Origin of the sequence: Streptosporangium sp. NPDC004379 (assembly GCF_042873875.1) — a bacterium.
Lineage (GTDB): Bacteria > Actinomycetota > Actinomycetes > Streptosporangiales > Streptosporangiaceae > Streptosporangium.
Genome location: NZ_JBIAMC010000002.1, coordinates 375,665 through 399,092, shown reverse-complemented (window position 1 = coordinate 399,092; position 23,428 = coordinate 375,665). Strand labels below are relative to the sequence as shown.

At 71.6% G+C, this 23,428-nt stretch carries 21 protein-coding genes and 1 tRNA gene; 13 read left to right on the top strand and 9 right to left on the bottom strand.

Annotation, left to right across the window (positions count from 1 at the left end):
* The first annotated feature begins 72 nt into the window (after positions 1–72).
* Positions 73–1,176: a threonine/serine dehydratase gene (locus ACFYSC_RS05925; protein WP_389957272.1), complete on the top strand. Its 1,104-nt coding sequence runs from the start codon at positions 73–75 to the stop codon at positions 1,174–1,176.
* Here the strand turns inward: ACFYSC_RS05925 and ACFYSC_RS05920 are convergent.
* A complete protein-coding gene (locus tag ACFYSC_RS05920) occupies positions 1,154–1,510 on the bottom strand; it encodes a VOC family protein (protein WP_389957271.1) in 357 nt (118 codons plus the stop codon). The genes ACFYSC_RS05925 and ACFYSC_RS05920 overlap by 23 nt on opposite strands.
* Positions 1,511–1,705: 195 nt before the next feature.
* Positions 1,706–2,719: a sigma-70 family RNA polymerase sigma factor gene (locus ACFYSC_RS05915; RefSeq protein WP_389957268.1), complete on the bottom strand. Its 1,014-nt coding sequence runs from the start codon at positions 2,717–2,719 to the stop codon at positions 1,706–1,708.
* Between the two features lie 172 nt (positions 2,720–2,891).
* On the opposite strand from ACFYSC_RS05915, the gene ACFYSC_RS05910 reads away from it, so the two are divergent.
* The 8 genes from ACFYSC_RS05910 to ACFYSC_RS05875 all read left to right on the top strand — a co-directional run bounded on the left by ACFYSC_RS05910 (position 2,892) and on the right by ACFYSC_RS05875 (position 12,982).
* Positions 2,892–3,515, top strand: a complete 624-nt coding sequence (locus tag ACFYSC_RS05910) for a maleylpyruvate isomerase family mycothiol-dependent enzyme (protein WP_389957265.1) — start codon at positions 2,892–2,894, stop codon at positions 3,513–3,515.
* 442 nt (positions 3,516–3,957) lie between these two features.
* Entirely contained in the window at positions 3,958–4,347 is a 390-nt protein-coding gene (locus tag ACFYSC_RS05905; RefSeq protein WP_389957263.1) for a DoxX family protein, read from the top strand.
* A gap of 237 nt (positions 4,348–4,584) precedes the next feature.
* On the top strand, positions 4,585–6,312 hold the full coding sequence (locus ACFYSC_RS05900; protein ID WP_389957260.1) for a sensor histidine kinase: 1,728 nt from the start codon (positions 4,585–4,587) through the stop codon (positions 6,310–6,312).
* A complete protein-coding gene (locus ACFYSC_RS05895) occupies positions 6,303–6,950 on the top strand; it encodes a LuxR C-terminal-related transcriptional regulator (RefSeq protein ID WP_389957258.1) in 648 nt (215 codons plus the stop codon). The genes ACFYSC_RS05900 and ACFYSC_RS05895 overlap by 10 nt, the downstream gene beginning before the upstream one ends.
* Before the next feature lie 212 nt (positions 6,951–7,162).
* Positions 7,163–8,395 (top strand): hypothetical protein, encoded by a 1,233-nt coding sequence (locus ACFYSC_RS05890; RefSeq protein WP_389957255.1) that lies wholly within the window; start codon positions 7,163–7,165, stop codon positions 8,393–8,395.
* A 53-nt stretch (positions 8,396–8,448) separates the two neighbouring features.
* Positions 8,449–9,903 carry a hypothetical protein gene (locus ACFYSC_RS05885; RefSeq protein WP_389957252.1) on the top strand — a complete coding sequence of 485 codons (1,455 nt, stop codon included), beginning with the start codon at positions 8,449–8,451 and terminating at the stop codon, positions 9,901–9,903.
* Positions 9,900–10,289, top strand: coding sequence for a hypothetical protein (locus ACFYSC_RS05880; RefSeq protein WP_389957249.1), 390 nt, complete (start codon positions 9,900–9,902; stop codon positions 10,287–10,289). The genes ACFYSC_RS05885 and ACFYSC_RS05880 overlap by 4 nt, the downstream gene beginning before the upstream one ends.
* Before the next feature lie 596 nt (positions 10,290–10,885).
* Positions 10,886–12,982 carry a cellulase family glycosylhydrolase gene (locus tag ACFYSC_RS05875; RefSeq protein WP_389957246.1) on the top strand — a complete coding sequence of 699 codons (2,097 nt, stop codon included), beginning with the start codon at positions 10,886–10,888 and terminating at the stop codon, positions 12,980–12,982.
* Between the two features lie 99 nt (positions 12,983–13,081).
* On the opposite strand, the gene ACFYSC_RS05870 is transcribed toward ACFYSC_RS05875, so the two are convergent.
* On the bottom strand, positions 13,082–13,897 hold the full coding sequence (locus ACFYSC_RS05870) for a YwqG family protein (RefSeq protein ID WP_389957243.1): 816 nt from the start codon (positions 13,895–13,897) through the stop codon (positions 13,082–13,084).
* 137 nt (positions 13,898–14,034) lie between these two features.
* Complete coding sequence (locus ACFYSC_RS05865; protein ID WP_389957241.1) at positions 14,035–14,889, bottom strand: ankyrin repeat domain-containing protein; 855 nt, start codon at positions 14,887–14,889, stop codon at positions 14,035–14,037.
* Positions 14,890–15,199: 310 nt separating this feature from the next.
* On the opposite strand from ACFYSC_RS05865, the gene ACFYSC_RS05860 reads away from it, so the two are divergent.
* Positions 15,200–16,618, top strand: coding sequence for an ATP-binding protein (locus ACFYSC_RS05860; RefSeq protein ID WP_389957238.1), 1,419 nt, complete (start codon positions 15,200–15,202; stop codon positions 16,616–16,618).
* 133 nt (positions 16,619–16,751) lie between these two features.
* Here the strand turns inward: ACFYSC_RS05860 and ACFYSC_RS05855 are convergent, their stop codons facing one another.
* Positions 16,752–17,084: a phosphoribosyl-ATP pyrophosphohydrolase gene (locus ACFYSC_RS05855; RefSeq protein ID WP_389957236.1), complete on the bottom strand. Its 333-nt coding sequence runs from the start codon at positions 17,082–17,084 to the stop codon at positions 16,752–16,754.
* A gap of 33 nt (positions 17,085–17,117) precedes the next feature.
* Here ACFYSC_RS05855 and ACFYSC_RS05850 point away from each other — a divergent pair, with 33 nt between their 5' ends.
* Positions 17,118–18,233, top strand: a complete 1,116-nt coding sequence (locus tag ACFYSC_RS05850; protein WP_389957233.1) for an HNH endonuclease — start codon at positions 17,118–17,120, stop codon at positions 18,231–18,233.
* A 29-nt stretch (positions 18,234–18,262) separates the two neighbouring features.
* Here the strand turns inward: ACFYSC_RS05850 and ACFYSC_RS05845 are convergent.
* Positions 18,263–18,335 (bottom strand) — tRNA-Arg (locus ACFYSC_RS05845).
* Positions 18,336–18,489: 154 nt separating this feature from the next.
* Here ACFYSC_RS05845 and ACFYSC_RS05840 point away from each other — a divergent pair.
* Both ACFYSC_RS05840 and ACFYSC_RS05835 read left to right on the top strand, forming a co-directional pair.
* Positions 18,490–19,038, top strand: a complete 549-nt coding sequence (locus ACFYSC_RS05840; RefSeq protein WP_389957230.1) for a hypothetical protein — start codon at positions 18,490–18,492, stop codon at positions 19,036–19,038.
* Positions 19,039–19,212: 174 nt separating this feature from the next.
* The gene (locus ACFYSC_RS05835; RefSeq protein ID WP_389957227.1) at positions 19,213–20,358 is read left to right on the top strand and encodes a D-alanyl-D-alanine carboxypeptidase family protein; all 1,146 of its coding nucleotides are present in this window, start codon (positions 19,213–19,215) and stop codon (positions 20,356–20,358) included.
* Between the two features lie 255 nt (positions 20,359–20,613).
* On the opposite strand, the gene ACFYSC_RS05830 is transcribed toward ACFYSC_RS05835, so the two are convergent.
* The 3 genes from ACFYSC_RS05830 to ACFYSC_RS05820 all read right to left on the bottom strand — a co-directional run bounded on the left by ACFYSC_RS05830 (position 20,614) and on the right by ACFYSC_RS05820 (position 23,253).
* A complete protein-coding gene (locus ACFYSC_RS05830; RefSeq protein ID WP_389957224.1) occupies positions 20,614–21,219 on the bottom strand; it encodes a flagellar biosynthesis protein FlgA in 606 nt (201 codons plus the stop codon).
* A gap of 438 nt (positions 21,220–21,657) precedes the next feature.
* Positions 21,658–22,467 (bottom strand): S-methyl-5'-thioadenosine phosphorylase, encoded by an 810-nt coding sequence (locus ACFYSC_RS05825; protein WP_389957221.1) that lies wholly within the window; start codon positions 22,465–22,467, stop codon positions 21,658–21,660.
* Between the two features lie 417 nt (positions 22,468–22,884).
* Positions 22,885–23,253: an FmdB family zinc ribbon protein gene (locus tag ACFYSC_RS05820; RefSeq protein WP_389957219.1), complete on the bottom strand. Its 369-nt coding sequence runs from the start codon at positions 23,251–23,253 to the stop codon at positions 22,885–22,887.
* Between the last annotated feature and the right edge of the window lie 175 nt (positions 23,254–23,428).

Below are 23,428 nucleotides of genomic sequence, written 5' to 3'. Positions count from 1 at the left end.
ACCGGAGAGACCGGCCCGGACGTCGCCGGAGACCGGGGAGCCGAGCGGACGCGCCGGGCGACGGAGCCTGACGTGGCGGGCCGGGACACAGAGCCCGGCGTGGCGAGCCCGGTGACGGCGGCCGGCACGATGCGCCTGGTGACGGAGGCCGACGTGGCCGCGGCCACGACCAGGATCGCGGCGTCCGTACGGCGCACACCGCTGCTGCGCCTGCCCGGGGAACGGCTCTGGATCAAACCGGAGAACCGGCAGCCCACCCGCTCGTTCAAGGTGAGGGGCGCGCTGAACGCCGTGGGACGGCTGGCCGAACGGGGTGTCGGGCACGTCATCGCCCAGTCCTCCGGCAACCACGCCCAGGCCGTCGCGTACGCCGCTGACAGGCACGGCCTGCGGGTCACCGTGGTCCTGCCCGACACCGCGCCGGCGCTGAAGGTCGAGGCGGCCCGCCGGCTCGGCGCGGAGGTGGTGATCGTGCCGCCCGCTCTGCGGGAGGTCACCTGCCTGGCCCTCGCCGACCGGCTCGCGGCCACGGTGGTCGGCTCCGACGACTCCGACGTCATCGCCGGGCACGGCAGCGTCGGGGACGAGATCGCCCGGGACCAGTCCCGCGCCGGCGTGATCCTGGTGCCCGTCTGCAACGGCGGCCTGCTGGCCGGGGTCGCGGTCGCCGCCAAGGCCGTCGACCCGGCGATCAGGGTCATCGGCGTCGAGCCCGAGCTGGCCGCCGACGGCGCGGACAGCTTCCGCGCGGGCCGCAGGATCGCGTGGCCGGTGGGACGGACCTACCGCACCGTGGCCGACGGCCTGCGCGGCCCGGTCCTGGGCGCTCTGGCGTGGGAGCACATCCACCGGTACGTGGACGACATGCTGACCGTGAGCGAGGAGAGCATCGGGGCCGCCGCCGACCTCCTCCGGCGGGAGCTGGGGGAGCGCGCCGAACCCAGCGGCGCGGTGACCACCGCGGCCTACCTCACCCACCGGGCCACGTTGCCGCCCGGACCCGTGACGGCCGTCCTCTCGGGCGGAAACGTGGCGGTCCACGTCGGCACCGGCACCGGCACCGGCACTGACACCGGCACCGCCGAAGCCACGGCCGGCACCGCGGCCGACCGATCCGGCGGGGGCGAGCGGCCCGAGGCCGCCCCGGGACGCCTCAGAGGAGCTGGGTCAGGTTGACCATGTTGCCGTCGGGGTCGTGGACGTGGGCGACCCGCTCGCCCCATGGCATGTCGTTCGGCGGGCCGAGCACGCGCCCGCCGGCCGCCTCGACCCGCTCCAGCAGCCCGTCGACGTCGTCGACCCGCACGCTCAGCGCGAACCGCTGCGGCGCGGACAGATCGGCTTCGTCGCTGACCAGGCCGAGTTCGGAGTCGCCCAGCTTCAGTCCCACGAAGAAGACGGGGCCGTCGTCCGGGAAACGGCTCGTCTCCACCGCGCCGAGCAGCCGCTCGTAGAAGGACCGCATCCGAGGCAGGCCGGGGGTGATGATGATGGGCTGGACGGTCGTCATATCCGCTCCTTCGTTCACTTCACGTCGCTGTCCGAGGTGGTACGGCGCGGCGGCGCGAAACTCATCGGCGGGACCGGAGTGCTCACGGCCGCAGGGGCGCGCGTCGGCCGGGAACGTCCGCCGCGGCCGGGGTGAGGCGACCGTGAGCGGGGCGGCGCCGAATGGGCCGGTGCGTCCGCCGCGGCCGGGGACGCGTCAGCCGGAGACGTTCTCGGCGGCGAAGGAGGAACCGGCGGGCATGGACGCGCCGGCGGGGAGACCGAAGAGCGGAAGCAGCCGGTCGGCGTCGAGATGGGTGGTGCTGCCGGTGACCAGCCCCCCGGACACGTCGAGGACGACCAGCCCGAACGGGACGTGGACGCCGTCGGGGCCGGGCCTGGTCTGCCAGAACGCCGGTGAGCCGTTCGCCTCGACCGGGATGAGCCGCGCGCCCTCGCAGGACGCGCCGGGGGCCAGCAGCGCCCGCCTGATCTGCTCCCGGCCGCGCAGCCACCAGGCGAAGGGAGGCATCGACAGCGTCGCGTCCTCGTGCAGCAGGGCGACGAGCGTGGCGACGTCGTGCCGTTCGAACGCGGCGCAGTAGCGGGCGAGCAACTCGCGCTGGGCGGGGTCGGACGGCCGGAACGGCTCACCGGGCACGGCGCCCGCCGCCCGGAGCGTCGTCCTCGCCCGCTGCAGCGCGCTGGTCACCGACGCGACGGTGGTCTCCAGGAGGGCCGCGACCTCCTCGGCCTTCCACCGCAGCACGTCGCGCAGGATCAGCACGGCCCGCTGCCGGGGCGGCAGGCGCTGCAACGCGGCGACGAACGCCAGGCGGATCGTCTCACGCCGTACGGCCAGCTCCTCCGGATCGCCGTCCAGCGGCAACACGAGGGCGTCCGGAACCGGCTGGACCCAGGCCCGCTCCGGCACCGGCCCGCCGATGCCCGCCCCGGCCTCCGACGCCGGGCCGAGGTCCATGGCCAGGGCGCGACGCTGGACGCTGCGCAGCATGTCGACGCAGACGTTGGTGGCGATGCCGTAGAGCCAGGTGCGCAGCGAGGCGCGACGCTCGTCGTAGCGGTCGAACGACCGCCAGGCGCGCAGCAGCGTCTCCTGCACGGCGTCCTCGGCCTCGAAGCCGGAGCCGAGCATCCGGTAGCAGTAACCGGTCAGCTCTGTCCGGAACGGCTCCAGCCGGGACACCTCGCCGGTCGGCGTCTTGACCATCCCCCGACCATACGCGCCGCCGCCGACACATTCCGGCTCTCCCCCGGCCGGCACCGTGAACCGGTCGTACGCGGCGGCCGGAGGCGTACGGAGCCAGGACCGATGAGTTTCGGGTCCCGGATCCGTACCCCTGTCGAGACCACAGGACGAACGGCACCGGCAGGAGATCGTGATGACCGAGGACGACATCCGCAAGGCGGTGGCGGCGGAGCGCGGTGAGCAGGCGGATCTGCTCGCCACCCTGAGCCCGGAACAGTGGGACGCGCCCACGTTGTGCGAGGGGTGGCGGGTGCGCGAGGTCGTCGCCCACACGACCATGCCCTTCCGAGCCTCGCTCGGCAGAACGCTGCTGGGGCTGGTGAGGGCACGCGGGAACTTCAACCGCATGGCCGACCGGCACGCGCGCCATGACGCGGCCACGATGTCCCCCGAGACGCTGCTCGCCTCGCTGCGGGACAACGTCGAGCACCCGTGGACGCCGCCGGGAGGGGGCGCCGCGGGAGCGCTCGCGCACGACGTCATCCATGGGCTCGACATCACGGTGGGCCTCGGACTCGACCGCCGGGTTCCGCCGGAGCGGGTCGCCATGGTGCTGGCCGGGATACGGCCGAAGAACATCGCGTTCTTCGGGACCGACCTCACGGGGGTCAGGTTGCAGGCGACCGACATCGACTGGAGCCACGGCACGGGGGCACCGCTCCGGGGCCCGGCGCAGGACCTGCTGCTCGTCGTCTGCGGGCGGCGCCTGCCGCCGGGCAGGCTCACGGGCGAGCCCGCGGCGCGGTTCTCCCGGTGACTCCGGAGCCGCCCGGTCGCCCGTCCACCGGTTCGAACGGCGGGGCGGCGCCGGCCGGGCGAGCCCGGGTTCTTCCCGAATGCGATTCGATAATTTCGCATGATAGTTGAAAGTTTCACTATCACGAAGAATTCCTCCGGGTGTTCGCCCACGTTGTAGGGGTGGCGAACACCCGCGCGCCGGCCCCCGGGCGATGCGCCGTTGACATGCGAGGCCCGATCTTGAAAAGTCGCATGGGAGCGCTCCCATTCTCCCTCCGACTCCACCTGGGGGTCAGATCCGCATGTCATCGACACATGAAGCCTTTCCCACCACACCACACGGAACGCCGGTCCCCGAGCCGGGGCGGCGTCTCGGTCCCCTGGCGGGGGCACGGCGTCTCTCTCTCCCGCTGAGAAAGGGCGTCACCGCCGACACGGCCGCCGGGAGCCAGGGACTGTTCATGGCCCTGTACCGGATCGTGCTGGGGCTGCTGTTCGCCTGCCACGGCGCGGCGACCCTGTTCAACGTACTGGGAGGTCCCGAAGGCGGCCACGTGCCCGCCCTCGGACAGTGGCCCTCGTGGTGGGCCGCGGCCATCGAACTGGTCGGCGGTGTCCTCGTCCTCCTCGGCCTCGGCGCCCGCACCGCCGCCGTCATCTGCTCGGGCACCATGGCGTTCGCCTACTTCACCGTCCACCAGCCCCACGCGCTGTTCCCGATCCAGAACGGCGGGGAGAAGGCCGCCCTCTTCTGCTGGGGCTTCCTGCTCGTCGCGGTCCTCGGCCCCGGCCGATGGGCGCTGTCCACGCTGCTGACACCCTCGCGGACCCTCGCACACGACAGGGCATGACGGCCGCGCATTCCCGCCGTACGGACGACCGATCATGTTCCCGCCGCCCCCGGTGCCGATCGTGGTGCCGGGGGCGGTGACATCCCCCTGCCGCCATTCCGTGATCAGCCGCATTCCAGGTGGTTCGTCCGTACAATCCCATCGGGGGTGGGCGAGATGGCCACGCGTTCCACGGGCACCACCGCGTCACCGCGTTCCGCACGCGCCACCGCGTCACGTTCCACGGGCGGGATCACCGTGTCACGTTCCGCACGCGTCGCCGCGTCGCGTTCCACGGGCGGCACCGCCTTGCTCGCCGTCGCGGCCGGAGCGGCGTGGCTGCTGTTCGTCACCGGCCTGGGGATCGGCCAGGGCGGCATCCGGCGCAGCGGCCTGATCTGGACTCTCGGCGCGCTGGCCGGCCTCTCCTTCCTCACGGTCGGCATCGTCATCGCCCGGAAGCACCCGCGTAACCAGATCGGCCCGCTCATGGTGCTGCTCGGGCTCGCGTGGATCCCCCAGCAGATGCTGTTCCTGCCCGGCGACCCGCTGTGGGCGCTGGCACTGTGCGGCGTCTGGGCGGGGATCGCCTGCCACCTGTTCCTCGCCTTCCCCACCGGCAGGCTGGGCCACGTGTCGTACCGGGCGGTGACCGGCCTGGCGTACGTCGCGTCCCTCGTGCTGTCCGTGGCACAGGCACTCATCCGCCTTCCGCTGCCCGCGCCGCTCCAGCACGTCGCCGTCGCGATCGACACCTCGTCCTGGCAGGCGACGGTCCTCATCTCCGGCGCGGTGCTCGTCCTCACGGTCGAACGCTGGCAGCGGGCCAGCGTGGCGCAGCGCAGGGCGATCGCACCGGTCACCGGCGCGTCGATCGTCGCCACGGTCGCCTTCACCGGGGACCGCGTGGCCAACCTCTTCCCCCCGAACCCGGTGCAGCTCCCCACCGCGCTCGTCATGCTGGCGGCCTTCACGGCGGTCCCGCTGGCGTACCTCGCCGGGCTGATGCGAAGCCGCATGGACCACGGACGGGTGGCCGAACTCGTGGTCCACCTGAGCAGACGCGAACGGCCGGACACGTTGCGCGACGAGCTGGCCGCCACCCTGCGGGACCCGGGGCTGACCGTGGGCTACTGGACGGCCGACCAGGACCGATACGTGGACGCCGACGGCCGCCCCGTCGACCTGGATCCGGGGCGGGGCAGGGCCGTCACCCGCGTCGACCAGGGCGAGTCGCCGCTCGCCGTACTCGTGCACGACGCCGCCCTGCTGGAGCAGCCCCTGCTGGTCGAGGCCGCGTGCGCCGCCGCGGCCCTCGCCCTGGAGAACGAGCGGCTCACCGCGGACCTGCGGGCCAGACTGCGGCAGCTCGCGGCCTCCCGGCGGCGGATGCTGCAGTGGGGCGAGGCCGAACGCCGCAGGATCGAACGTGACCTGCACGACGGCGTGCAGCAGCGGCTGCTGTCGGTGGCGATGACGCTCGGACTGGCCGAGGCCGCCGGCGCGAACCCCGGACGGGCCGCACCGCTGATCGGCGAGGCCAAGACGGCGGTGCTCGCCGCGCTGGACGACCTGCGCGCCGTCAGCCACGGCATCCACCCGCCGGTGCTGACCGAGCGCGGCCTGGCCGGCGCGGTCAAGGAGCTGGCCGCCGTCTCCCCCGTCACCGTCGCCGTCACCTGCGACCTGGAGGCGGCCGGGCCGCTGCCGCAGTCCGTGGAGACCGCGGCCTACTACATCGTCAACGAGGCCCTGGCCAACGTGACCAGGCACGCCGCCGCGTCGAAGGCATGGATACGGCTCGCCCGCCACGAAGGCCGCCTCCTGGTCGAGGTGGGCGACGACGGCGCGGGCGGGGCCGACCCCGCGCGGGGTTCGGGGCTCGCGGGTCTCGCCGACCGCGCCGAGGCCAACGGCGGCAGGCTCACGATCGACAGTCCCCCGGGGGAGGGAACCGTGCTGAGGGTGGTTTTGCCGTGCGCGTAGCGATCTGCGAGGACTCCACGCTGTTCCGCGAGGGACTGGCCCGGCTGCTGGCCGAGTCCGGGTTCACGGTGGCGGCGTGCGTCGACGACGCCGGCGAACTCCTCGCCCACGTGGGGCAGGACCCGCCCGAGGTGGCCGTGCTCGACATCCGGCTGCCGCCCACGCACACCGATGAGGGGCTGCGCGCCGCCGTCACCCTGCGGGAACGGCACCCGGAGGTGGGAGTGCTCGTGCTGTCGCAGTACGTCCGGGTGAGCTACGCGGTCGAGCTGCTCGGCGGCCGCACCGAGGGAGTGGGCTACCTGCTGAAGGACCGGGTGTCGGACCTGGCGGAGTTCGCCGCCGCCATCCGCCGGGTGGGGTCGGGCGGATCCGTGCTGGACCCGGTCGTCGTCGAGCAGCTCGTCGGCCGCCACCGGCAGCCCGGCGACCCGCTGGGCCGGCTCACCGACCGCGAGCGCGCCGTGCTGCGGCTGATGGCCGAGGGACGCACGAACATGGCGATCGCCGAACGACTGGCCATCGCCGAGCGCACCGTGGAGAAGCACTGCACGAGCATCTTCGCCAAGCTCGACCTGGAGGCGAGCGCGCACGACCACCGGCGGGTACTGGCGGTGCTGCGCTACCTGAACGCGTGAGGTGCGGATAACCGCACCTTTCGAAGGGTGCCAGCCGGGTTCCCCCGCCTACGGCCGTCACCGATGATCGAATCAAGGGGAAGCCGCCGGTGACCGGACCGGCGGGAAGCCGTCGGCCCGACCGGGACGGCGGGAACTCACGGTGAACGGTGAACGGTGACCGGACCGCCGGGGATCCACCGGCGATCGGACCGACGGAAAGGAACACACTGATGGCGGTGGACGCTGGAGTACGGCGGCTGCTCGCGGACTCCGGGCAGGCGCGCCCGAGGGTGAGCCTCCGGGCCGACATGGTCACGGCGCTGCTCGGCGTCTGGTTCGGCGTCGGGCTGATGATCGACGCCTGGGCGCACAGCAACCTGGCCGAGCTGGAGACGTTCTTCACGCCCTGGCACGCGGCCTTCTACTCGGGGTTCGCGGCGGTGTCGGCGTGGATCATCTGGCAGGTCTACCGCAACGTCCGCGCCGGCCGCAGCGGCCTGTCCGCGGTGCCGGACGGATACCTCGCGGGGCTGCTCGCCATCCCGGGGTTCGCCGCGTTCGGGTTCGCCGACCTGATGTGGCACACGTTCCTGGGCATCGAGCAGACCGTCGACATCCTGTTCAGCCCCTCCCACCTGGGACTGATCGTGACGATGATGCTCATCATCACGAGCCCGCTCCGCTCGGCCTGGAACGCCCCGGACCTCGGGGATCGGCCCAGCCTGTCGCGGCTGCTGCCCGCGCTGGTCGGACTCGGCTTCGGCGCCGCGCTGGTGTCGCTGTTCGTGTCGTACGGCAACGCCATCCAGTGGGGCGCGGAGAGCGTCGTCCGGGCCTTCTCCAGCGCGGACGACGGCGGCGCCGGCGCCCTGGCCGCATCGATGATCATCACGAACGCGATGCTGCTCGCCCCCGTGCTGCTCCTCCTGCGGAGGTGGCGCCTGCCGTTCGGCAGCGTGACCGTGCTGTCCTTGGTGGGCGTCCTGATGCCGGGCGCGCAGACGGCCTTCGGCAACGTGCCGATCCTGCTGACGTTCGTCATCGCCGGGCTGGTGGGCGACCTGCTGATCCGGTGGCTGCGCCCCTCGCGGGAGCGCCGGGCCGCCTACTGGGCCTTCGCCGGCCTGTCGGCGTTCGCCACCTGGTCCCTGTACGTCGCGGTCGCCTCCCTGGTCGTGGGACGGCTACCCGCCGTACCCGAACTCTGGACCGGCGCGCCGATCGTGGCGGGTCTCATCGGCCTCGCACTCGGCGTCCTGTTCCTCCCGAACGCGGTGCCCGCGCAGACGGGCCTCCTCCCGAACGGGACACCCGCGGAGACCGTCCTTCCTTCGGACGGGACGCCTGCGGGCGCCGGTTCCCCGTCGAACGCGGCAACCGCACGGAGCGGCCGGCCGGACGCCGTGTTCTCCGCGAACGCGACGCGGGCGGAGGCCGATGAGCCGGACGCCCGACGGGCATGACCCTTCGGCTCCGACGATCCCGACGGCTCCGACCGCTCCGCCCGGCCGGTCCGTTGCGGCCGCTTCGGTCGCTTAGGTCGCTCCGCCCGGCCGGTCCGCTTCGCCTGCTCCGGCTGTTCTGCCTGGCCGTCCTGCTGACGGTGGCGTCGGCGTCGCCCGCGGTGGCGCACGACGTCAGGGCGGGGGCGGACCTGCGGATCGCGCAGACGATCGCGGGCGCCGAGCTGACCCTCGTCATCAAGGCCACGACCCGCGTTCCGGGGCCGCTGCGCGTCGAGGTGGTCGGATTCCCCACCGCCCCGGCGCTGGACCTGCGGCTCCGATCGATGACCGACGGGCGCGTCACGCACGGCACAGTGGCGCCCGGCCGCCCCTCCCAGCTGCGGGTCGAGGAGACCGGGCCGCACGAGCTGACCGTCGCCGCCGGAGGCGAGATCGCGACGATCCCGTTCCGGGTCCTGGTGGACCGCGGCTCCGGGTGGGAGTACCTGATCTACGGCGGCCTTTTCACGGCCGGTCTGCTCCTGGTGGGCGGCCTGCTCAGCGGGGCGTTCAACCGGCGCGGCAGACCGGCGTTCGTCGTGACCGCGGTCGCCGCCGCGGGGATCTCGGTCGCCGCGCTGATCGTGGTCCTCGAACCCTGGCTGCCCGCCGGGTCGCCGGACGGCGCCGAGCCCCGGCCCACGGGCTCCGCGCTCGGCAGGCCGTACGTCCAGCGGATGGTGAGCACGGTCCCCGCCCACCCGGCGGCGGGGGAGGAGTTCGTGACGCGCGTGGAACTGTTCGACGGGTCCACCGGGCGGCCCGTCGACGACCTCGCCGTCCACCACGAGGCCATGGCCCACCTGGTGGTCACCAGCGAGGACGGCCGCTACTTCCGCCACGTCCATCCGCTGCGCACCGCGCCGGGCCGGCTGGAGGCTCGGCTGCGCGCCGACCGTCCCGGCCGCTATCTCGCCTACGTCGAACTCGAACGCACCGACTCGGGCGGCCAGCTCCTCACCGGCTCCTTCACGGTCGCCGGCCCGGAAAGCCCCCCGACGACCTCCCCCGACCCGGACGCCCGGGACGCGACGGCCCCGCCCGAGACAGGAGACGCCTCAGACGGCCGGGACGCCACCGCGTCGACCGGTCCGAAGCCCCGGGACGCCACGGCCCCGCCCGGTGCCGGAGACCCGGACCCCGCGTCCTCACCCGGCCCCGGGATCCGCGGCGCCGAGGCGGGGACGGTGACGATGACGCCCGCCGTACCGCAGTCGGGACGGCCCGCCACCATCCAGGTGGTCACGAGCGGGACACCGAAGCCGTGGCTCGGAATGGCGGGGCACCTCATCGTGCGCGCCGAGGACGGCGAGTTCCTCGGCCACGTCCACGAGATGGGGACGCCCGGCAGCCGGTTGCGCTTCACATTCGGCTTCCCCGCGCCGGGTCGCTACTTCGCCTGGGCGCAGTACGCCACAGACCGCGGCATCACCACCGTGCCCTTCACCGTGGAGGTCCCCCGATGATCCGGAAGAAAGCCCGGCGAGGTCTGGGCGGCCTGGAGCTCGTCGGGATTCTGGGGGTCGTGATCATCGTGTTCTTCGCCGCCCGCGCCTCAGGCGGAGACCCGGTGACCACGGCGGGCGCCCACTACGCCGTCACCGTCACCGCCGACCGGAACACGATCGACGTACGGCTGGACAGGGGAGAGGCCGACACGGTCACCGTCGCCGCCGTGATGCCCGCCATGGGCCACGCGATGCCCGAGGTCACGGCCAGGAAGACCGCCCCCGGTCACTTCGTCGCGGAGGGCGACCTGTTCTCCATGGGCGGCGGGTGGGAGCTGTCCGTCCGCCTCGCCGGCCCCTCGGGCGAGGAGACCCTCACGCTCACCACCCTCGTCACCGGCTGACGCCGCGCCGTACCCACCCGGGAAAGGCCGGACGATGCCGATCGCCCAGCCTGTCTTGTCCCCTGTGGTACGGCCTGCACCTGGCGGCGGCGGTGGCCGTGGGCGCGGTGCTGGTGGTCTCCTCTCGGAGGGAGGCCGCCGAGCAGGGGAGGACGCCGGTCCTCATCGCACTGAGCATCGGCCTCACCGTTCTGGTGATCTTCGCCATCTGATCGCCGCTCGCCGGGACCGGGAGGCTTCCGCTCACCCGGTCACACGGTCATCGAGCCTGAAATTTTCAGAGCAATGGCTTAGAAACTTTCTATGCCTTCTTCTCCGCGTATGGGACCAGAGTGCGGAAGAAGGCGGCGACACCGTCGCTGACCTGCGGCACAGATCAGGGGATCGTCTCCCGAAGTACGTGCTGGTGAAATGGCCCGCACATCGCTCCGGCCGCCATTCGGCGAGCAGTGGTCCATGGAAAGTCGTCATGTTATGTTTCCGCGCGCATCGTGTTTCTGTTGCACGGTCGGGATCGCCCTCGTGTCGGCGTCTCACCCCTCACGTCACCACCGGCGGCCGGCTCGCGCCGACCCGTACAAGGCAAGGGAGCGCTCTTGAATCCGCAATTCCTCCGAAGAGCCCGGCTGCGGGCGCGCATGGTCGTCGGCACGCTGGCCGTACTGCTCGCCGCGGGGATGACGACGGCCGTCAACGCTCAGGCGGCCGCGGGCTGCCGGGTGGCGTACGAGGTCACGACCCAGTGGACGGGCGGCTTCACCGCGAACGTGAACGTCACCAACCTCGGCGACCCGATCAACGGCTGGCGTCTGGCCTGGACGTTCCCCTCGGGCCAGAAGGTCACCCAGGCGTGGAACGCGACGGTCACCTCCTCGGGCGCGCAGGTCACCGCGGCGAACGCGAGCTACAACGCGGCCGTCGCGACCAACGGGACGGTCTCCTTCGGCTTCAACGGATCGTGGTCCGGGAGCAACGCCGCCCCGGCCGCGTTCACACTCAACGGCGTCACCTGCACCGGAGGCACCGGCGGAACGCCGTCCCCCAGCGCGACGCCGACGACGTCGCCCAGCTCGAGCCCCTCGCCGACGACGTCCCCGCGGCCGGGCGACGCGATGGCCACGGTGGCCGCGATGCAGCCCGGCTGGAACCTGGGCAACACACTCGACGCCATCTCCGACGAGACGGCATGGGGCAACCCGCTGACGACCCGGGCCCTGCTGCACCACGTGCGATCCCAGGGCTACAACAGCATCCGGATCCCGGTGACCTGGAGCAACCACCACGGCCCGGCTCCCGACCACACCATCGACGCCGCCTGGCTGAACCGCGTCCGCGAGATCGTCGACTGGTCCCTGGCGGAGGGCTTCTACGTGATGATCAACCTGCATCACGACTCCTGGCAGTGGATCAACACCTACCCCGGCGACCGTACGACCGTGATGAACCGGTACACCGCGCTGTGGAAGCAGATCGCCGGCACGTTCCGCGACCACTCCTCCAAGCTGGTGTTCGAGAGCATCAACGAACCGCAGTTCACCGGCACCTCAGGAGACGCGGCGAGCGACCAGGTGGTGAACGAGCTCAACACCGAGTTCGTCCGCCTCGTGCGCGGGACCGGCGGCGGCAACGCCACCCGGCTGCTCGTGCTGCCCACCCTGCACACCAGCGGCGAGCAGGCCCGGCTGGACGCGCTGAAGGCCACCTTCGACCAGCTGAAGGACCCCAACCTCGCTGCGACCGTGCACTTCTACGGGTGGTGGCCGTTCAGCGTCAACATCGCCGGCGGCACCACCTACAACAGCGACGTCGAACAGGACCTGGTCGGCACCTTCGACCGGGTGCGCGACACTTTCGTCTCCCGCGGGATCCCCGTGATCATCGGAGAGTGGGCGCTGCTCGACTACGACCACACCCGGCCCGGGATCATCGAACGCGGCGAGTTCCTGAAGTATCTCGAAGCCGTCGGCTACCACGCCCGCACCCGGAAGCTCACCACCATGCTCTGGGACGCGGGCCAGTTCCTGAACCGCAACGAGCTGCGATGGCGTGACCAGGGCGTCTACGAGATGATGAAGGCCAGCTGGACCACGCGCTCCGGCACCGCCTCGTCCGACCAGGTGTACGTCCCCCGCAGCGGCTCGATCACCGCCAGGACGCTCACGCTCAACCCCAACGGCACCTCGTTCCAGGGCCTGTGGCAGGGCGGCGCCAAACTCGCCGCCGGCACCGACTACACCGTGTCCGGCAACACCCTGACCCTCACCGCGGCGGCCCTCACCCGGCTTGCCGGCAACCGCGCCTACGGCGTGAACGCCACCATCGAGGCCCGCTTCTCCCAGGGCGTGCCGTGGCAGATCAGCGTCATCACCTCCGACCCGCCGACCCAGGCCGCCGCTACCGGCACGACTGGCTCGTTCACCATCCCCACCCAGTTCCGCGGCGACCAGCTCGCCACGATGGAGGCCAAGTACGCCGACGGCAGCCCGGCGGGACCGGCCAACTGGACCCCGTACAAGCACTTCTGGGAGCACTTCCAGCCCGACTACACCGCGAACACCATCATCCTGAAGCCCGAGTTCTTCGCCGAGGTCAACGACGGCCGCGTCACCCTCACCTTCCACTTCTGGAGCGGCACGAAGATCACCTACAACATCACCAAGTCCGGCACCACGGTGACCGGCAGCACCGGCTGACGGTCACCGTGCTGACCGGCGGCACCAGCTGACGAACAACCGCCGGGGGCCGTGGCTGACACAGCCGCGGCCCCTCTCGGCGTGGGAGAGCGGCCGGCGTCAGTGCCCCTGGAGGTAGGGGAAGACCTGACTGAAGTCGCGGGCGGCGAGCCGGTCCCGGCGGATGCCGAAGACCAGGACTCCTCCGTCCCCGAATATCATCTCGTTGTCCTCGTCGAGCTGGAGCAGGTTGACCCACTGGGACGCCTCCGCCGCGAAGCCGGGGTCCTTAGGCTCCACCCCGGCCACCGCGTACGCGGCGGCGGCCTCGACAGGCTGGTGCAGGGCGTCTGAATAGCCGCCGACCCGGTGTGCCCGGCCGCCCTCCGCCTCGGCGAAGTCGGCGAGCATGTCGCCGAAGGTCTCCCAGGGATCCTCTCCCACGACGCGGTCCCAGAAGTCGTCGCCCAGCCTGACCAGATCGTCATGCCCGCGCGTCGGCCAGGTGACCACGGTCTCGGCGGTCAGCGGCACCTCGGGGAACACCTGCGACTCCCATCGGACGGGCGCCTCCTTCTCGGGCACGCGTACGGCCCCGGGCGGAAGCAGGATCACCCGCGCGGCCGTACCCTCCCAGGTGGCGAAGAACAGCAGCGCGCCCTCGGCGGGCAGGCCGATGTCCGACTCATACGCCGCGAGCGCCGCGCAGTCCAGCTCGGCGAGGAACTGCATCCCCGAACCACCGTCTTCGGTCCCCGGCCACGGCACTCCGGCGGGCAGCCGGGGCAGGCCACCCAGCCGGCCGACGACGGTCTCGCCCTCCTCGGCGACCGACAGCCGGACGGCCGGACGGGCCAGGGCGATGAAACGCTCGGCGAGCTTCTCGGGTAACAGCTCTCGGACGTACTCGGCGAAATCAACCATCCAGTCCTGCATGGCGCCCATCCTGTCGGTATTCGATCTTGAGTGGAACGGTGCTCGGGCGGCGGGCCCGGCCCGTGAGAGTGCTCGGACAGCGGACCTGGCTCGTGAAAGTGCTCGGGAAACAGGCCCGGCCCGTGAGAAAGGCGAGGTCAGCGCCAGTGATCGCGCTCCGGCAGACGCAGCCACGCGTCAGGCGGGCCGGTGACCGCTCGCGCGTCGGTCAGCCGCAGACCCGCGTAGGCGCAGGAGTAGGCGACCGCGTCGTACCGGTAGAGGTAGGAGAAAAGGACCTCAAGGGGCCCGTCGTCCTCCCAGGGAGCTCCACCGGGATGCAGGTCCCACCCGACGATCTCGCCGTCACGAACGATGCTGCCCTGGTTGCCGCTCTTGGGATTGGCGTAGAGGCCGTAACAGACGGTCCCCACGGACAGCCGCCTGCTGATACCGGAGGCCTGCGGTATGTATCCCCAGGGCTGGGTGACGACGCAGCCGCCGGGCACGTCGGTGACGCCGACGTAGGCCATCGACTCGTCATCGAAGGGGTCGATCTCGTCGAGGAACTCCTCGGGGTCCACGTCCTCGGCCATGGCCTCCAGCCGCCGCGTCGCCTCGGCCGCGTCGATCCCGGCCACGCACGCCAGCCCGGTGCCCTCGTAGTAGAACTCGCCCAGCGCCGCGCTCAGCCGTTCCGCCTCCACCACCGCGGCGGCCTCGTCATCCGTCAGCCCGCTCACCCCGGCGGGACGACCGAACAGGTCCGGTTTCGGACCGGCCAGGCTGAGGCGCCCCGGCGACCAGCCACTCATCATCGGCTTCCACGGATCGGCCCCGGCGGCCACCAGAACGCGAGCGTTGTCGTGACGCCCCTCGTACACGGCGACCCAGAGGGCGGTACGACCCTCGTGCAGGGCGTCGACGTCCTCCACCCGACCGGCCAGCTCTGCGACCTCCTTGGGCGAACCGTCCTCGGCCGCGTCGTGTAACGCCGACTCGTCGTCATGCATGCTCGTGGCTCCTTTCGGGGGTGGAGTGAAGAACACACTGCGGCACCGACAAAACGGCGTCGGCGAAGTTCCACCGAAGGGGAGCGGACCGATGCGAACACCCGCGAAGCTACGGTCAGGCGAGACACGAGCCCCATCTGACCCGGGAAACGCCTTCAAGATCGTCATCTGCACCGAAGGCCGACTCCTCCCGACGGCCTCCAGAAGCCGGTGACATCCTTCGAACTGCCATTCTGTTACTAACATAAAAGTTACTAACATTGATGTTAGTATTCTGATGGGCACTGGATGAACTCTGGAAGGCGACGATGTGGCGGACTTCGTAGGCAGGCGACACGAACTCGCGACGCTGGATCGCGAGCTGGCCAAGGTGACCGCCGGAATCGGTGGAGAGCGACCCGGACGGTGCCTGATGCTCCGAGGTCGCCGCCGGGTGGGCAAGTCGCGGCTGGTGGAGAGGTTCGCCGAGAGGTCCGGCGCGCCGTTCCTCTTCTACGCCGCCACCGGAGCCTCGCCGGAGACGGACCTGGAACGGCTCAGCCAGGACGCGCGGTCCTCCAGCCTTCCCCTGGCGAATCTGCTGTCCGCGGCCCGTCCGGAGAGCTGGGACGCCGCATTCGATGTGCTGGCGGCGGCACTGCCGCACGACCGGGCGAGTGTGGTGGTCATGGACGAGGTGCCCTACCTGATGGACGCTGAGGGCGCATTCGAAGGCATGCTCCAGCGGGCCTGGGACCGAGCACTGGAGACGAAACCGGTCCTGCTGGTCCTCATCGGCTCCGACCTGTCGATGATGGAGGCGCTGAACAGCTACACGCGCCCATTCCATCAGCGTGGACGGGAGATGGTGCTGGGCCCCCTCAACCCGGCGGAGGTGGGCGAGATGCTCGGCCTCGATCCCGCCGCGGCCTTCGACGCGGCCCTGATCACCGGTGGACTACCCCTGATCTGCGCGGAGTGGCCGCACGGCGCCGGAATGTGGGAGTTCCTGCAGGCGGCACTCAGCGATCCGGTCTCACCTCTGCTGGTGTCGGCGGAGCGCTCACTCGCCGCCGAGTTCCCCCAGCAGGCGCAGGCCCGTACCGTCCTCGCGGCGATCGGCAGCGGCGAACGGACGTTCTCCAACATCGCCCGTGCCGCCGGAGGCATCGGATCGACCCCGCTGCAGCGGTCACTGGGGATCCTCGCGGACAAGCGGGTGATCGCGGCGGAGCTTCCCGTGTCCACACGGCCTTCGAAGGACCGTCGCTACCGAATCGCGGACCCCTATCTCCGCTTCTGGCTGAAGCTCCTGGGGCCGGCGATGGAGGAGATCGAGCGGGGCCGCGGTGACCTGACGCTGGGGCGCATCCGCGAGAACTGGACCAGCTGGCGCGGCAGGGCCGTCGAACCCCTGGTGCGCGAGGCGCTGGCCCGGCTGCTGCCCGATGCACACCTCCCCGCAGCCCCCGCCATCGGCGGCTACTGGACCCGCACCAACGACGTGGAGATCGACATCGTGGGAGCAGACCGCGCGCCGATCGCCGGGGAGCTGTTGTTCGTCGGCTCGGTGAAGTGGCTGGAGAACTCCCCGTTCGACCGGCACGACCTCGCGGCACTGCACCGCCACCGCGCCGCGCTCACACCCGACCCCGTACCGGTGATCGCCGTATCGCGCAGCGGGACCAGCTGCACGGGACTCGACGCCGTGTACGGTCCGGCCGAACTCCTCACGGCCTGGTCCTCCTGAGCCCGCCGGGACGCATGCCGAGTCATCGACGTACGGGCCGCCGACCGTACCGGCTCGGTACGGCGACCCGTGGCCAGCGACAGTGCCGATCCAGGAGGACGAGCCGTAGCCGGCGGCCGTCACCGAATCCTGATCACCCGGACACCTCGTCGAGCCACAGGCGGCGGCTGAAGCCGCCCCGCTCGGTCTGCTTGCGGCGTGCCGCTTCCCGGATCTGCTCCTCGGAGAGTCCGAGTGCTCCGGTGAGGGCCGCCAGCACCTCGTAGATGTCAGCCAGTTCCCCCAAACGTTCGTCGGGCCCGGCCTGGCGCAGTTCGTCGGCCTCTTCGATGAGCTTGGCCATCAACGCGGGGACCAGCTCCGATTCGTCGAGGACACGGACCTCGGCCGTCGCGCCGTCGGCCTCGATGATCTCCGGAATCCGATCGCGGATCAGCTTGCCGTACTTGATTGTCCGTTTTTGCATAAAAATGTCGCCCTCCTGGCGGATACTCCGCATGTGGATTACCAGCGCGGCGTGGTCACCGGTGAGAGCGTATGGCGCGCAATCGTCCTGTACGGTGCCAACTCGGCCACCTACAAGTTCGCCTTCGGCGCGACCCTGCTGGACATCGCCGCCACCGGTCGTGATCACGTCACGTTGGACGAGCTGGCGCCGCGGTACGCGGAGCTCCTCTGCCAAGCCCTCCAGCGCCAGCCCCGGCAGGGCACCTCCGAGAGCAGCAGGTTCTTGGCCGCCTGCCGCGCGTTCAACGCCGGCGAGATCGACCTCGACACGCTGCACCGGCGAACCGTCCAGCTCGGCTTCGCCAACGTCATCGACGCCTTCCCCAAGCTCGGCGGCGACCAGGCACCGGTGCGCTACTACGAGGACCAGCGCAAGAGCTCCGTCTCCCCGGGCCTGGTGCTACGCGACGAACTCCTCGAACTCGCCCGATCGGTGCACGCTCCCGACCTCGACGCCGAGACCGCCGCCCGATGGCGGCTGGTGGAGACGGCCTGGGCGACCGGCATCTCCGGCGCCGTACTCGCCCCCTCGCCGGCCTACGACTCCAGCGTCCAACTGGTCCGCGACCCCGGCACCCAGCCGGCCCGCGACTCCAGCGTCCGGCTGGTCCATGACTCCGGCACCCAGCCAACCCACGACTCCGTCCCCCAGCTGATCTACGACTCCGGCACCCAGCACCTGGTCCTGCGGACCGAGCGGCGCCGCAGGAGCGTCACGGGAGTCGTCCCCGCCCTCAACGGATACCAGGACGGCCGCTGCGCCTACTGCGACCAGCTCATGGTCCAGGAGAGCAGCGGCCCCATCGTCGAGCACGTCCTGCCCTGGAAACTGCTCACCCGCGACTGGAAGGGCCCTGACGTCGACACCGTCTGGAATTTGGTGCTGTCCTGCAAGCCCTGCAACGACGAGAAGCGGGACCGGGCACCGCACGAGTCCTGGATGCCGTGGCTCGAACAGCGCAACAACGACCTCATCGAGTCACGCCATCCGCTGCGCGATGTCCTCATGGCCCAGACCGGCGCGACCCCGGCCCGTCGGCACGCATTCCTCAAGGACGCCTACCGAAGGGCGACAGAACTCCTACCTGCCGTCTGGACACCAGGCTGAGAGGCGCCGGAGTTCTCATCCAGGAAGAGTGCCCCCGGCATGATTCGAACATGCGACACCCGCTTTAGGAGAGCGGTGCTCTATCCCCTGAGCTACGGAGGCGGGGACTCCCTCCAAGGGTAGCGAAAGTTCGGCGTGCGTGCGCGCCGGGTGGGGTGGTGGCGGGTGAAGTCGCGTTATCCCTTCGCTGAGCTGCGGTAAAGGCGTGGCAAGTGACGGCGTGGGGGCGTGGTGGGCATGGCTAATGTCACGCTGCGTGATCGAACGGCGACCTGTTCGCAGCCGGGAGCGTCGCGCGCTGCGGCCGTTGGTGCTCTGCGGGGCGATGCTGGCTCCCGCGCTTCTTGCCACCGGCCTGCTGGTGGCCGACCTCACCGGGTACGGCGAGGCCGTCCGGGACGCCGGTGCCGACGGGGCATCGGAGGGGGGCGTCATCGCGGCTCTGCCGTACGTGGTCGTCCCCGTTCCGGACGCGGCCTTCGGGCCGAGGTGGGTGCCTCCTCCACCTCGGCCCGACCGGATGTACGAGGGGTGGATGCCGGGGGTCGTGGTGGCCCGGCCGCGCCGTCCGGCGGAGCCCGTCAGGGAGCCCGGGAGGCGCCCGGCGGTGCCCAGGGTGGCCGTTCCGAGGGACGAGCGTACGGCGGAGCCCACGGCGACGCCGCAGCCGGAGGCGGAGCCGACGCCCGAGGTGTCGGAGACGCCGCGGCCGGAGAGCGCGGACGCCGTGTTCGAGTGTCCGAAGGAGTGGTGGGGGACCTGGCTGTGGGAGGTGTGCGAGGAACAGGAGTGGGAGGGTGCTTGAGGTAGCAGGCTGACAAAAGGTGAGTTCCGTACATAACGGCTGCACCGTCTCTGGCTCGGACACTTGGGGAGCTGTAGTAACGTGCGTGCCTGACCCAGGTCACGAGTTCGCAAACGGAGGGGTCGTAAAGTGCCACCTCGTCGATCAGTGGGTCTGATCGCCGTTGTCGCGACCATGACCTCCCTCATCCCCGCGGCCGCGGAGGCGCGAACCGGATCGACGGCCTCCGGCCAGGCGCAGTCAGGGTCCCCGGTTTCCGCCCAGGCCCAGTCCGGAGTCCAGGCCCGGCCGGAGTCCCTGCTTTCCGCTCAGGCCCGGCCGGCGTCGCAGGTCTCCGCCGAGGCCGAGCTACGGCGTGACCCGACGACCCTCCTGGAGCTGCGCCGCGAGGCCGAGAAGGCGACCAAGGAGCTGGAGGACGCGACGAAGGTGCTCCGGGACCGGCAGGCCAAGATCCGGGCCTCGGAGAAGGAGCTGTCGGGCAAGCTGCGCGAGCTCCAGGCCGCCGACCGCGCCTTCGCCCAGATGCGGCAGCCGCTGTCGGACGTCGTCGGCCTGCTCTACCAGCAGCCCACGGGCGGTGACCTGGCCGGTTTCCTGTCCGGGGAGACGAACGAGGACACGTTGCAGGCCATGGCCGACGTCACCCAGATCGTCGCCGCGCGGGACCGCGTCCTCGCGGAGAGCGGCCGCCTGCAGACCGAACGCGAGAAGCTGGCCGCCCAGGCCCAGGAGCTGCGGGCCGACACCCTGCTCTCCGAGGCGCAGGCGAACGCCGAGATCGAGGCTCTCCGGGCGCGGTCAGGAAAGATCGTGAAGTCGCTGACCCAGGCGCTGGTGAAGCTGGGCGTCAAGGTCGACAAGTCGGGCCAGCCGGCCCAGGGGTGCAACCCGGTCCAGGTGGGCATGTCGGACCAGTTCTCCAACGGGCTGATCCCCAAGGCGTACCTCTGCCCGCTCCCGCAGCCCGGCAGCGAGCTGCGCGGGGACGCGGCGCTCGCGTTCATCAGCATGAACGAGGCGTACAAGAAGCGGTTCGGCAAGTCGATGTGCGTGACCGACAGCTACCGGAGCCTCGCCGAGCAGCAGTCGGTCTACTACCGCCGTCCGGGCTTCGCGGCAGTCCCGGGGCGGAGCAACCACGGTCTCGGGCTCGCTGTCGACCTGTGCGGCGGGGTGCAGCAGTTCCGGTCGGCCCCGTTCAACTGGCTGGAGGCCAACAGCAAGAAGTTCGGGTGGTTCCACCCGAAGTGGGCCTACGTCAGCCCCTTCGAGCCCTGGCACTGGGAGTACGACCCCAAGCTCGGCTCGCTGCTGTGACGTCCTCCCCGGGGTCCCCGGGGCTTCGGTCGTCTCCAACCTCGCCGGCCTTTCCCGCCGTGCCGACCTCTACGGTCTTCCCTGGCTGAGCGGCCGGGGCGGGGCGCCGCCCATCGGGTCAGGGCTCCGCGACGGGCGCTCTCGCGACGGGCGGAGGGTTTCGGCGCGGGGACGGGGTCAGGTCGGGAACGGGGTCCAGGTCAGGAACGCCGTGGCCGGTGAGCGGCTGTGTTCCGGAGAGCCGCCGCCGCCGAGTCATCGGGCGCGTGGGCCGATGGTGATCGACAGGTGGCCGCCCGCCTGGGCTGAGGCCAGCCTGACGGCCTGCTCGGCGGTGGTGGCCAGCACGACCAGGGCGTCGCGGTCCGACCGGTCGCCGAGATCGGCCAGGACGGTGACGCCCTCGGCCACGACCCGGGCCGGGACCGCTCCCTCCCAGCTGGCGGAGGCGGCCAGGACGTTGACGACGTCGCCGGGTGACAGCAGCCGGGCCGCCGCGGAATCCGCGACGCGGACCGGTGTGGCGACCGTTCCCGGGCCGTGCGCGGCCAGCAGGCCCGGACCGAGGAGGCGCACGTCGGTGATGGGCTCCCCTCGGCGGGCCGGGCCTGCCATGACCTTCCCGGCGACCGGTGCGCCGGGCCTGAGCGCGCCGTCGGGGACCGTCTCCGGCCGGAGGGCGGCCGTGGTGAGGTCGCGTGCGGCCAGTACGCCCCCGGGGAGGTTTCTGGCCGCCACCAGGACGGTCACCGAGGCGGTCTCCGGTCGCAGCGCGACGACGGCGCACGTGGCGGCCAGAGCGGTGACAACGGTGGCGGCGAGGCGGTGGTACCGGCCGAGAAGGCGGCGGAACGCGCGCATGACGGACTCCATCGTGAGAGTGGGAAGAACCGGGTGGCGCGGTACCCGTGGATGACTGGACGACCGCGCCCCGCCGTACGGCGGGGCGGGCGGTCTGTCGGCAAGGCGGTCTGTGGGGAGACCGGTCTGCCGGGAGGCGGTGACGGCGATTTCTCGGCCGTCGCCGCACGGTGGAATCGGCTTGGGCCGACCGGTGGGACCGGTCTGGCGGGTCAGCGGTTCGTGGACGGCGGGTGCCGGTCGTCATCGGCCGACGGGACCAGCCTGAGCCGACAGACGGGACCGGCCTGAGCCGACCGGCGGGACCGGCCTGAGCCGACCGGCGGGACCGGCCTGAGCCGACCGGCGGGACCGGCTTGAGCCGGCTGGGCCGGTCTGGATCAGCTGGCGGTTCGTGGACGGCGGGCGCCGGTCGTCACCGGCCGGCGGGGCGGGCGGTCACTCCGGGAGGTCGAAGGGGAGTTTGAGGCCGTCGAGGGCGGTGGAGCAGGGGCAGGCGCGCTCCTCCGGGAGGGCGGTGACGACCTCGGTGACGAGGGATCGCATGTGCTCGACGTTGGCGGCGAAGAAGGCCAGGACCTCCTCGTGGGTGACGCCCTCACCTGCCTCGACCCCGGCGTCGTGGTCGGTGACCAGGGACAGCGAGGTGTAGCACATGGCCAGCTCGCGGGCGAGGATCGACTCGGGGAAGCCGGTCATGCCGACGATCGTCCACCCGTTGGAGCCGAACCAGCGGGACTCCGCGCGGCTGGAGAAGCGGGGGCCCTCGATGACCACGAGGGTGCCGCTGTCGACCAGATCCCACTGGGCGGAGCGGGCGGTGGAGACGGCCGCCGCGCGCCCGGCCGGGCAGTAGGGGTCGGCGAAGGCGACGTGCACGACGCCGTCGGTGTCGTAGTACGTCTGGACGCGGCCGGAGGTGCGGTCGATGAGCTGGTCAGGGACGACCAGGGCGCCGGGGCCCACCTCGGGGCGCAGGGAGCCGACCGCGCTGGGGGCCAGGACCTGGCGGACGCCGAGGGAGCGCAGGGCCCACAGGTTGGCGCGGTAGGGGATGAGGTGGGGGGCGAAACGGTGGTCGCGCCCGTGGCGGGGGAGGAAGGCGACCGTGCGGGAGCCGATGCGGCCGACGGTGATGACGTCGCTGGGCGGGCCGTAGGGCGTGGAGACCTCGACCTCGGTGGCGTCGTCGAGCAGGGAGTAGAAGCCGGAGCCGCCGATGACCCCGATTTCCGCGCGAGTGACCATGGCGCCGAGACTAGCGCGACCGGCGGCCCGGCGATGAGACCGGACCGTGCCTGTGGACAACGGGCGGGTGCCGGGCCGCGCCTGTGGACAACCTGGGCGGGACGGCCTGGTGGTGTGACGGCACGGCGGTGTCTCGCGTGGGGAACCGCTCTCGCCTGCCCCGCCTGGGGGCCGCTCCCGTCTGGGAGGAGGCCCCTGCCTGGAAGGCCGCCCCGCATGGAAGGGGCCTTCCTACCTGGAAGGGTCACCACCGCGTGCCGCCGCCCGCTTCCGCCCTGAGCCGCCTGTGCCCCGGACGGCTCATGCCGTAGGTCGGCTCGGACGGCTCGCGCAGCGGGTCGGTTCGGACGCTTCGTGCCGCGGGTCGGTTCGGGCGGCTCATGCCGCGGGTCCGCTCCCTGCTGGGAGCGGACGCGATCAGGCGGCGGGGGCCGAGCTGCTCGCCGAGGCGGGGGCCTTGCTCTTGGACTCGGACGAGGAGCCGGACGGCTTCGACTCGCCGGACGAGCCCGACGACCCCGAAGAGCTCGACGACGCCGAGGAGTCCGACGAGCCCGAGGCCCCGGAGGAGCCCGACGAGCTGGAGGATCCCACGGTGCTGGTGGAGGAGGACCGGCTGTCGGTCCGGTAGAAGCCGGAGCCCTTGAAGACGATGCCGACCGCCGAGAACACCTTGCGGAGCTGGCCGGAGCACGACGGGCACTCGGTCAGGGCGTCGTCGGAGAACTTCTGGACGATCTCGAACTCGTTGCCGCACGCGTTGCAGGCGTACTGGTAGGTGGGCACGCGCTCCTCCTCGTTGGTTCACGCCGGTTGGCACTCTACGGACGCGACTGCTAATGGTATTCGGCTGACAGGGGTGAACGCGAGTCGGGTCCTTGCCATTCCACCGCGCCGCCGCGGCCCATCGCGCCCCAACCGGACGACCGGCGGTACGGCGAAGCCTCCGAAGTCCGGTGGC

Bases quoted from the DNA above. Each gene is read 5' to 3' on its own strand.
- ACFYSC_RS05835 (WP_389957227.1), top strand. From the start codon at position 19,213: ATGACCTCCCTCATCCCCGCGGCCGCGGAGGCGCGAACCGGATCGACG.
- ACFYSC_RS05920 (WP_389957271.1), bottom strand. From the start codon at position 1,510: ATGACGACCGTCCAGCCCATCATCATCACCCCCGGCCTGCCTCGGATG.
- ACFYSC_RS05890 (WP_389957255.1), top strand. From the start codon at position 7,163: ATGGCGGTGGACGCTGGAGTACGGCGGCTGCTCGCGGACTCCGGGCAG.
- ACFYSC_RS05825 (WP_389957221.1), bottom strand. From the start codon at position 22,467: ATGGTCACTCGCGCGGAAATCGGGGTCATCGGCGGCTCCGGCTTCTAC.
- ACFYSC_RS05870 (WP_389957243.1), bottom strand. From the start codon at position 13,897: ATGCAGGACTGGATGGTTGATTTCGCCGAGTACGTCCGAGAGCTGTTA.
- ACFYSC_RS05880 (WP_389957249.1), top strand. From the start codon at position 9,900: ATGATCCGGAAGAAAGCCCGGCGAGGTCTGGGCGGCCTGGAGCTCGTC.
- ACFYSC_RS05915 (WP_389957268.1), bottom strand. From the start codon at position 2,719: ATGGTCAAGACGCCGACCGGCGAGGTGTCCCGGCTGGAGCCGTTCCGG.
- ACFYSC_RS05865 (WP_389957241.1), bottom strand. From the start codon at position 14,889: ATGCATGACGACGAGTCGGCGTTACACGACGCGGCCGAGGACGGTTCG.
- ACFYSC_RS05910 (WP_389957265.1), top strand. From the start codon at position 2,892: ATGACCGAGGACGACATCCGCAAGGCGGTGGCGGCGGAGCGCGGTGAG.
- ACFYSC_RS05830 (WP_389957224.1), bottom strand. From the start codon at position 21,219: ATGCGCGCGTTCCGCCGCCTTCTCGGCCGGTACCACCGCCTCGCCGCC.
- ACFYSC_RS05905 (WP_389957263.1), top strand. From the start codon at position 3,958: ATGGCCCTGTACCGGATCGTGCTGGGGCTGCTGTTCGCCTGCCACGGC.
- ACFYSC_RS05855 (WP_389957236.1), bottom strand. From the start codon at position 17,084: ATGCAAAAACGGACAATCAAGTACGGCAAGCTGATCCGCGATCGGATT.